The following is an 8,866-nucleotide window of genomic DNA, read 5'->3' as shown; positions in this document are numbered from 1 at the left end:
CGGAACCGGGCCGCCTTCTTGCCGACCGGCTCGAAGCGGTACCGGTCCGAGGAGGCGACCGGCCGGTCGTCGTACCCGGCGAGCTGCATGCGCAGCGTCACCACCACCCAGTAGCCGCCACCCTCACGGACCAGCGATCCCCGGTCGAAGGCGTAGCTGAAGTGCTCCAGCGGCAGCTGCGCGAGGTTGGCGAAGTAGGTGCGCTGCTGGTTGAGCAGCGCCTGGTCGTCGCGCAGGACGCCGCCGATGAAGGCCGACAGGTCGCCCTGTCGTACGGCGCTCGCTCGGCGCCTCAGGGTCTTGCCGATCGCCTTGACCACGTCCGGCTGCGCCAGCAGCCCGGGCGAGGAGCTCCCGTCGGAGGAGCCGGGCACGACCCCGGCCCGCGGCGACGGCTCCTCCGACGGCGCGGAGGGCGAGCAGCCGACCAGGGCGCCGGCCGCCAGGACGACGGCGAGCGCCGACGCCAGTCGGCTACGGGAGCTGGTCGGCATCGACGAACGCGCCACCCTCGGCCAGGGCCGTCATGTCCTCGACGATGCCCAGGGCGATGGCCTGCGGCGTCAGACCGATGCGCTCCAGGATCACTGCGCGCTTGGCGTGGTCCAGGAACTCCTGCGGGATGCCGTGCAGTCGGAACGGCGTGTGCACGCCCTCGTCGTTCAGGGTCTGCAGCAGCAGCGAGCCGCAGCCGCCGACCCGGCCGTTGTCCTCGATGGAGACCACCAGCCGGTGCTCACGGGCGAGGTCGACCAGGGCACGGTCGACCGGCATCACCCAGCGTGGGTCGACGACGGTCACCCCGATGCCCTGGGCGATGAGGCGGTCGGCCACCTGCACGGCCACGGTCGCCATCGACCCGACACCGACGACCAGGACGTCCTTGGGGCCGTTGCGGACCAGGATGTCGGCCCCGCCGGCCTTGCCGACGGCCGCGATGTCCTCGGGTGGCGGGCCCTTGGGGAAGCGCACGACGGTGGGCGCGTCGTCGACCTCGACCGCCTCGTTGAGCAGTTCACGCAGGCGGGTGGCGTCGCGGGGCGCCGCGAGCCGCAGGCCCGGGACGACCTGGAGGATCGACATGTCCCACATGCCGTTGTGGCTGGCGCCGTCGTCCCCGGTCACGCCCGAGCGGTCGAGCACGAAGGTGACGCCGCACTTGTGCAGCGCGACGTCCATCAGGATCTGGTCGAATGCGCGGTTCAGGAAGGTGGCGTAGAGAGCCACCACCGGGTGCAGTCCGCCGATGGCGAGCCCTGCCGCGGCGGTGGCGGCGTGCTGCTCGGCGATGCCGACGTCGAAGGTCCGCTCCGGGAAGCGTGCCTGGAAGTCGTGCAGCCCGACCGGGTGCATCATTGCCGCGGTGATGCCGACGACGTCCGGCCGGCGCTGGCCGATGTGGACGATCTCGTCGGCGAAGACGTCGGTCCAGATGCGCCCCTTGGGCACTTCCTCGCCGGTCTCGATGTCGAAGGGCCCGGGGCCGTGGAACTGGTCGGCCTCGTGGGCCTCGGCCGGGTCGTAGCCGAACCCCTTGCGGGTCAGGGCGTGCACGATGACCGGCCCACCGAACCGCTTCGCCTGGCTGAGCGCCTGCTCCATGGCCGCACGGTCGTGACCGTCGACCGGGCCGACGTACTTCAGGCCGAGGTCCTCGAAGAGCCCCTGGGGCGCCAGCGCGTCCTTGACGCCCTTCTTCATGGCGTGCAGGGCGTCGTACGCCGCGGGCCCGACCCCCTTGACGGCGGTCAGCCGCTTCTTCACCAGATCCAGGACCTGCTCGTAGCGCGGGTTGGTGCGCAGGGAGGTGAGGGCGTTCGCGAGGCCGCCGATGGTCGGGGTGTAGGAGCGACCGTTGTCGTTGACGACGATGACGAGCCGGCTGGTGTTGGCGATCGCGATGTTGTTGAGCGCCTCCCAGGCCATCCCGCCGGTCAGCGCGCCGTCGCCGATCACGGCGACCACGTGCCGGTCCTCGCCGCGGATCGCGTAGGCCTTGGCCAGCCCGTCGGCGTAGCTCAGGGCGGTCGAGGCGTGCGAGTTCTCCACGATGTCGTGCTCGGACTCGCGTTGGCTCGGGTAGCCGGACGCGCCGCCCTCCTGACGCAGCTTGGCGAACGACGCCATCCGGCCGGTGAGCAGCTTGTGCACGTAGGCCTGGTGGCCGGTGTCGAAGACGATGCGGTCCCGGGGGGACTCGAAGACCCGGTGGATCGCCATCGTCAGCTCGACCACGCCCAGGTTCGGCCCGAGATGCCCTCCGGTGCGAGAGCAGGTCTCCACCAGGAAGTCGCGGATCTCCGTGGCGAGGGTCGCCAGCTGGTCGTCGTCGAGCTCGCGCATGTCGCGCGGGCCCGAGATCGACTCGAGGTGGCCCATGGATCCTCCGGTTCTGTGAGACAGCCGAGTGGGTGAGTTTATCGGTGCCTGCTCACAGATCGAGAACCGCGACGGCAGGTTCGTGCAGGCTGCCCATCCAGACGCGTCCTTCGTGCTCCCGGACACCGGTGACCATGTGGTACTCGTCGGTCCTCACGTCCACGTCGTGCACCAGGCGACCGCTGTCGTCGTACGCCTGGACCCGCACCGTGCGCTTCGGCTTGGGCTGCAGGCGCTCCGGGATCCGGGTGACCTGGCGGCGCAGCCACAGCGGGCTGCGCTGGAGCCGCTCGACGACCGGGTCGCGGGGTGAGGCGAGGGTGACCCAGATCAGGCCGTCGCTGCCGCGGGCGAGGTTGTCCGGGTAGCCGGGGAGGTCGGCGACGAGCAGGTCGCGCTGCCCCGCCCGCTCCCCCGTGATCCAGTGTCGTACGACGGTCGCCGCCCCTGTCTCGGCGACCACGACGAACGACTCGTCGGCGCTCAGCGCCACCCCGTTGGCGAAGGCGAGCCCGTCGAGGACGACGTCGACGTGACCGTCGGTCCCCAGGCGCAGCAGCCGACCGGTCCGGGTGTCCTGGATGAAGTCGTCCTTCCAGTCCTCGATGCCGAACTCCGTGGAGGAGTCGGAGAACCAGACCGTGCCGTCGCCGGCGATCGCGGCGTTGTTGCAGAACGCCATCCGCCGCCCGTCCACCTGCTCGGCGACCTCCTCGATCGCACCGTGCTCGGTCTCGATCCGGAGCAGGCCACGGTGGGCGTCGCAGACCAGCAGCCGGCCGTCGAGGTCGATCTCGATGCCGAGCGGACGTCCGCCGGTGTGGGCGATCCGTTCGATCGTGGCGCCGTCATGGCTGATCCGGAAGATGCTGCCGTCCTCGGTGCCGGTGAAGACCGCGCCCTCGTCAACGCCGTGGGTGCCGACCACCACGTCCTCGGCGCCGGCTGCGTGCACGGGAATGACCTGGAAGGACTGGCTCATGCACACATGCTCTCGTAGAGCTCGGAAGCGAGGAAACCGGGCACCGCGATCGCCGCCGAGGCGCTGAGGTCGAGCCTCGGCACGGCCTCCGGGTCCACGAAGACGATCTGACGCCCCTCCCCCAGGACGATGTCGTCGTCGGTCAGGTCGACCCGAGCCGCGAAGACCGCCAACCGGTCCAGGGAGGAGTACTCCTCGTGCCAGACCTCGATGTCACGCCAGTGGGTGAGCGCCCCGACCGGCAGGACGACCCCGGTCTCCTCGGCGAGCTCGCGCAGGGCGGCCTCCTCGTCCCCCTCGCCCGGCTCGATGTGGCCACCGCAGAGCGCCCACTTCTCCGGCGCGATCACGGGATGCTCGTCGCGCTCCTGCAGCAGGACCCAGCCCCGGGCGTCGACGAGCAGGATTCCGGCGAAGTGGCGCACGGCCACCACGGTACGGTCCCGCCCTGCGGACCGGCTCACAACCGGGCGACGAACCGGCGACCGCGCAGCGCCTCCTCGACGAGTCCGACCGCTCGCCGCAGGCCGAGCAACCGGGCATCCTCTGCCTGCCAGGTCTCCAGCGCGGCCTCGACGACGTCGACGGTGGCCACGTCCCGCAGGTCGGCGCGCGCCTCGCTCAGCCCGCGACGTACGGCGAGCTGGCTGGCCTCCACGTGGAGCACCGCGAACCGAGCCAGCACCACCACGTGGCGGCGCAGGGCCGGGTAGGAGCGGAACTCCGGCGGGCAGAGGTCGAGCAGCCAGTTGTGGGCGGAGCGCTCCCAGTCGGGAGCGTCCGGCGGCCGGACCTCGCGTGGCCAGCCCGGAGGGGCGACCAGGGCGCGGGGAGTCGAGGGCTGCTGCATCCCGACATCGTACGCCAGAATCGAACACCTGTTCGACTCCCGGAGCGGACGCCTCAGCCGGCCAGGAAGCTGAACCGGACCGTGCGCTCGGGGTTGTCCACGTTGAGATCCACGAGGCAGACGCTCTGCCAGGTCCCCAGCGCCAACTCCCCGTCGAGCACCGGCACGGTGGCGTGAGGCGGCACCAGGGCCGGCATCACGTGCGACCGACCGTGACCGGGGCTGCCGTGGCGGTGCTGCCAGCGGTCGTCGGCAGGAAGCAGGTCGGCCAGGGCTGCCAGCAGGTCGTCGTCACTGCCCGAGCCGGTCTCGAGGATCGCGATGCCCGCCGTCGCGTGGGGCACGAAGAGGTGGAGCAGCCCGTCGCCTCGCCCGGCGACGAATCGCCGGCAGTCGCGGGTGAGGTCGAGGACGGCCTCGCTCCCTCCGGTGCGGTACCGCTGGGTCTGTGAGTCCACGGCCGCTCACCCCCTCCCGGGACGCTGCGGGACGACCCCGCCGGCACAGCTGCCGAAGGGCTCGGGTGAGGTGTGCCCGTCGCCGTACTCGCGCAGGAACAACGGCAGCCGCGGGTCCCGGGGCCCGGTCAATCGCAGCTGCGCGCCCCACACGGTCACGACCACGCTGCCGCGCTGACCGGGGTGGGGGGACATGATGCCGCTGTCCTCGGGCAACAGTCGGGCGAGCTTCCGCACGTCCGCGGCCCGCAGTCCGGGGCGATAGGTGATCCAGACGCTGCCGTGCTCGAGGGAGTGCACCGCCTTCTCGTCCTGGATCCGGAAGTCGTAGGCGCCGCACTCGATCCACTCCGCGTCGTGCGGGCCGCCCACCGGCGGTGTCGCGCGGTAGCCGACCTGCCGCGAGGTGTGGTTCGTCCTGAGCCGCTCGAACGTCCTGACGGCGTCCAGGGTGACGGGACGCGGGGTGGGCGATGCCGACGGGCTCGCGCTCTCGGCTGCGGCCGCGTCGAGCGGCGGCACCGCGTCGTCGTCGACGAGGCCGGGGACCACGGCCGCGAGGCCGAGGACCACGAGCCCGGCCGCCAGAGCCAGGATCACCGGGAGGCGTCGGCGCGACTGCCGGGCGGCCGGGGGCGGCGTCGGTTCCAACGGGAAGATGGACACGGGTCAGTCCGCCAGTGCCCGCTCGACGCGCTCGACCTTGGCGGAGAGCTGCCCCTCGTGACCGGGTCGGATGTCGGCCTTGAGCACCAGCCCCACCCGGGGCGAGGCGGCTGCGACGACGTCCACCGCCTGCTTGACGACGGCCATCACCTCGTCCCACTCGCCCTCGATGTTGGTGAACATCGCGTTGGTCTCGCACGGCAGTCCGGACTCGCGCACCACCCGAACGGCGGCCGCCACCGCGTCGGTGACACCACCGGTCTCGTCGGTCGAGCTCGGCGAGATGCTGAAGGCGACGATCATGCGGCCACGCTAGCGCGACCGATCGAGGCGGCGCCCGACGAGGGACACACGGGGATCCTCACGCGTGATCGGGCAGCGACGCCACGGACAACCAGAACTGCGCCAGGTCCTTGAGGTCGAGCCGCAGACCGGTCAGGGTGGCGGACTTGGTGACGTAGCTGTTGGCGCCGTTGGCGTAGCTGGCCTCGATGTCCTCGCGCCGGTCCGAGGAGCTCAGGATCACGATCGGCACGTGTCGCCACCGCTCCTGCTCGCGGATCTCGGCCAGAGCCTCCAGCCCGCCCTTCTTGGGCATCCGCAGGTCGAGCACGATCAGGTGTGGGTCCTCGGCGCGCTCGTGGGCCCCGCGCTTGTTCAGGAAGTCGAGGACCTCCTCACCGTCACCGACCGTGGTCATCTCCAGATCGGGGCCGTAGACGGTGAGGAAGGCGCGGCGGGCGAAGAAGGCATGGTCGGGGTTGTCCTCCGCCAGGAGGACCCGCACGCTCCGCGATGGCACCGTCATGCCGACTCCTCCGACCCGAGCTCGTGGACTGGGGACCAGCCTCGCACAGCAGCAGCGGGGAACACGAGGCGCATGGTGGCGCCGGACAGTCCAGCGGCGTCCGCGTCGTCGATCTCGATGCGGCCGCCGACGGACTCCAGGATGCGCTTGCAGATCGGAAGCCCCATCCCGGTCCCGGGGATGTCGGTGCGGGCGGCGTCCAGCCGCTCGAAGACCTCGAAGGCCTTGTCGCGGTACTGCTCGGGGATGCCGGCACCGTTGTCGGAGACGAGGACCGTCGCGCCCCCCGATCGTCGGCGTTCGGCCAGGATGCGGACGCGGGGTTCCTCGCCGGCATATTTGGCGGCGTTCTCGAGCAGGTTGGTGAACAGTTGCCGGGCTCGGAGCTCGCTCATCCAGATCGTCGGGAAGTCACCCTCGATGCCGACTTCGCAGGCGGGGTGCAACAGGCGCACCTCCTGGGCCACGGACTGCACCAGATCGCCCAGGAGCACCCGCTGGGGGTCGGGCTCGGTCCGTCCGATCCGGGAGAGCTCGAGCAGGTCCTGGATCAGGTTCTGGATGTAGCCGGCATTGACCTCGATCCTCTCCAGGTAGTGCTCACCGTCCTCCTGCAGCTGGCCGGCATGCTCCTCGCGGAGGATCTCGAGGTAGCCCTGGATCGAGAGGATCGGGTTCCGCAGGTCATGGGAGACGCTGTAGATGAGCGTCTGCAGCTCGGCGTTGACGGCTTCCGCCGCGCGACGACTCAGCGCCTCCTGGGCGAAGAGCTGCCCACGCTCGATCGCGAGCGACCCGAACGACGCGACCCGTTCGACCAGCGAGAGCTCCCCGGCCCCGAGCACCGGGGCCGCCAGCCCGGCGCGGACGAGCAACCAGCCGTCTCCCAGTCGACTGGCGAGGATCCCGGCGTCCGCCACCAGCAGGGGAACAGAGTCCTCCGGAGCCCGGCGGACCCACTCCCCCATCTCGGCGAGCTGCCGCGCGTCGAGGCCTTGGCTGGCCGTCGGCACCCCGTCGTCGGAGAAGACGGCGGCACCGCTCGCACCGAAGAGCTGGATCACGGCCGGCACCACGATCTCCCCCACTGCGTCCGGGGAGGTGGAGGCCATCAGCTCACGCTCGGCCTCGGCGAGCTTGTCCATGTCCTTGGCACGCCAGGCTGCCCTCAGCCAGCCCGGCATCACGAAGGCGAACACCAGGGTGTAGATCGCCAGGACGCCGATCAGCGTGGTGACCTGCTGCTCCGCGCTGCCCGGCTCGGCGTTGCCGCTGCCGGAGAGCAGCGCGACCACCATCACGACCTCGCCGATGGCCAGGGTCCGCAACCGGTTGCGCACGATGTGTGGCTGCCCGTGACCGGTGCGCCACAGACCCACGGCACTGACTCCGGACAGCAGCGACCACCCGACATAGATCAGCGTCACGTACCCGAGGAACCAGCCGTCTCGAGGCGCCCCGGGCTGGGGGAATGGCGGCGAGACCACGGTGGCAGCGAGCATGATCCCCGTCGTCACCAGCGCCAGTCGGTGGGCCCGGCGGCCGAGGGCACCCAACTCGACGGCGAAGCGGACCAAGGTGTAGGGCACCAGCAGCAGGATGCTGACGATGACGACCGTGTAGCCGTGCTTGAGCAGGGACCCGTCGTCAACGACCGGGAAGAGGCCCGCGCTGATGATCAGCGCGAAGATCGCGAACATCGCCAGGGCCCACTTCGCCGCCGGCGCACGATCCACGTACTGCCGACGACCGAGCACGTAGATGGCGACCAGGAGCGCGAGGAGGTTCACCAACTGGGTGGTCACCTCGAAGGCCGGCCAGGAGACCTCGGCGGCCCACGTCTCTGCCCCGCTCACCTGCTCACCCCCAGGTCGAGGTGCTCCGTCGCCCAGACGGCCTCATCGGGAGGCGTCGGCGGACCCCAGAAGAAGCCCTGGGCCTCGTCGATCCCGAGGGATCGGACGACCTCGTACTCCTGCTGGGTCTCGACCGCCTCGACCACCAGCCGCAGCCCCATGGCGTGGCCCAGGGTCTCGATGGCTCGCACGAGCGCGGCCCGCGGCTCGCGGGTGTCGACCAGGCCCCGGACGAAGGAGCGGTCGATCTTCAACAGGTCGACCGGCAACCGTGACATGTGGGCCAGGGAGGCCGACCCGGTGCCGAAGTCGTCGACGGCCACCTGGACCCCGAGATCGCGGACCTGCACAAGCGCCTGGCGGTTGATCTCGACGTCGTCCATGATCGCGTGCTCACTCATGTCCAGACACAGGGCGGACCCCGGCAGGCCCGAGGCCTCCAGGGCGCGGGCCACGTGCTCGGCGAGCCGGTCGGAGAGCACGTGCCGGGCGGAGACGTTGACGGAGAGACAGAGCTGGTCGGAGGCCGGGCGTGCCCGGTTCCACTCGGCGACCTGACGGCTGGCGGCGTCCATGACGATCGTGTCGATGCGGATGATCGCGTCGGTCTCGTCGGCGTGCTCGAGGAAGTCCGCGGGCAGCAGCGTCCCCCGGGTGGGGTGGTCCCACCGAGCCAGCGCCTCGCACCCGGTGACCCGTCCGGTGGAGAGCTCGACGATCGGCTGGTACCAGGGGTGGATCTCGCCGCTCTCGAGCGCTCGAGCCAGGTCCCGCTGGACGCTGAGGCGTTGGACAGCCTGGTCGCGCATCCGGTCGTCGAAGATCTCACAGCGCCCGCCTCCGGCGTGCTTGGCGCGGTACATCGCG

The 8,866-nt window shown here is 71.0% G+C and carries 11 protein-coding genes; all 11 read right to left on the bottom strand.

The window, feature by feature from the left end; all coding sequences use genetic code 11:
* Nucleotides 1-494: hypothetical protein (locus ABZE72_RS13690; protein ID WP_372729588.1), on the bottom strand; the 494-nt coding region annotated here is incomplete at its 3' end.
* Entirely contained in the window at nt 475-2,379 is a 1,905-nt protein-coding gene (gene dxs / locus ABZE72_RS13685) for a 1-deoxy-D-xylulose-5-phosphate synthase (RefSeq protein WP_372729587.1), read from the bottom strand. The genes dxs and ABZE72_RS13690, both read right to left, overlap by 20 nt.
* A gap of 52 nt (nt 2,380-2,431) precedes the next feature.
* Nucleotides 2,432-3,361: an SMP-30/gluconolactonase/LRE family protein gene (locus ABZE72_RS13680; protein WP_372729586.1), complete on the bottom strand. Its 930-nt coding sequence runs from the start codon at nt 3,359-3,361 to the stop codon at nt 2,432-2,434.
* Nucleotides 3,358-3,786 (bottom strand): NUDIX domain-containing protein, encoded by a 429-nt coding sequence (locus ABZE72_RS13675; protein WP_372729585.1) that lies wholly within the window; start codon nt 3,784-3,786, stop codon nt 3,358-3,360. Before ABZE72_RS13675 ends, ABZE72_RS13680 begins: the two co-directional genes overlap by 4 nt.
* A 35-nt stretch (nt 3,787-3,821) precedes the next feature.
* Complete coding sequence (locus ABZE72_RS13670) at nt 3,822-4,211, bottom strand: hypothetical protein (RefSeq protein ID WP_372729584.1); 390 nt, start codon at nt 4,209-4,211, stop codon at nt 3,822-3,824.
* A gap of 53 nt (nt 4,212-4,264) precedes the next feature.
* A complete protein-coding gene (locus ABZE72_RS13665) occupies nt 4,265-4,669 on the bottom strand; it encodes a YjbQ family protein (protein ID WP_372729583.1) in 405 nt (134 codons plus the stop codon).
* 6 nt (nt 4,670-4,675) lie between these two features.
* Nucleotides 4,676-5,335, bottom strand: a complete 660-nt coding sequence (locus ABZE72_RS13660) for a DUF3105 domain-containing protein (RefSeq protein WP_372729582.1) — start codon at nt 5,333-5,335, stop codon at nt 4,676-4,678.
* Nucleotides 5,336-5,338: 3 nt separating this feature from the next.
* Complete coding sequence (locus tag ABZE72_RS13655; RefSeq protein ID WP_372729581.1) at nt 5,339-5,638, bottom strand: MTH1187 family thiamine-binding protein; 300 nt, start codon at nt 5,636-5,638, stop codon at nt 5,339-5,341.
* A gap of 58 nt (nt 5,639-5,696) precedes the next feature.
* Entirely contained in the window at nt 5,697-6,143 is a 447-nt protein-coding gene (locus ABZE72_RS13650) for a response regulator (RefSeq protein ID WP_372729580.1), read from the bottom strand.
* Nucleotides 6,140-7,999 carry an ATP-binding protein gene (locus ABZE72_RS13645; RefSeq protein ID WP_372729579.1) on the bottom strand — a complete coding sequence of 620 codons (1,860 nt, stop codon included), beginning with the start codon at nt 7,997-7,999 and terminating at the stop codon, nt 6,140-6,142. Before ABZE72_RS13645 ends, ABZE72_RS13650 begins: the two co-directional genes overlap by 4 nt.
* Nucleotides 7,996-8,866: putative bifunctional diguanylate cyclase/phosphodiesterase (locus ABZE72_RS13640; RefSeq protein ID WP_372729578.1), on the bottom strand; the 871-nt coding region annotated here is incomplete at its 5' end. The genes ABZE72_RS13640 and ABZE72_RS13645, both read right to left, overlap by 4 nt.

This window comes from Nocardioides sp., assembly GCF_041600255.1.
Taxonomy (GTDB): Bacteria; Actinomycetota; Actinomycetes; order Propionibacteriales; family Nocardioidaceae; genus Nocardioides.
Note: the sequence above shows the minus strand (reverse complement) of the source record. Positions and strands in the feature narration are given on the sequence as shown.

Coding starts and splice junctions, on each gene's coding strand:
- dxs (WP_372729587.1), bottom strand. CDS start 2,379: ATGGGCCACCTCGAGTCGATCTCGGGCCCGCGCGACATGCGCGAGCTC.
- ABZE72_RS13680 (WP_372729586.1), bottom strand. CDS start 3,361: ATGAGCCAGTCCTTCCAGGTCATTCCCGTGCACGCAGCCGGCGCCGAG.
- ABZE72_RS13670 (WP_372729584.1), bottom strand. CDS start 4,211: ATGCAGCAGCCCTCGACTCCCCGCGCCCTGGTCGCCCCTCCGGGCTGG.
- ABZE72_RS13655 (WP_372729581.1), bottom strand. CDS start 5,638: ATGATCGTCGCCTTCAGCATCTCGCCGAGCTCGACCGACGAGACCGGT.
- ABZE72_RS13650 (WP_372729580.1), bottom strand. CDS start 6,143: ATGACGGTGCCATCGCGGAGCGTGCGGGTCCTCCTGGCGGAGGACAAC.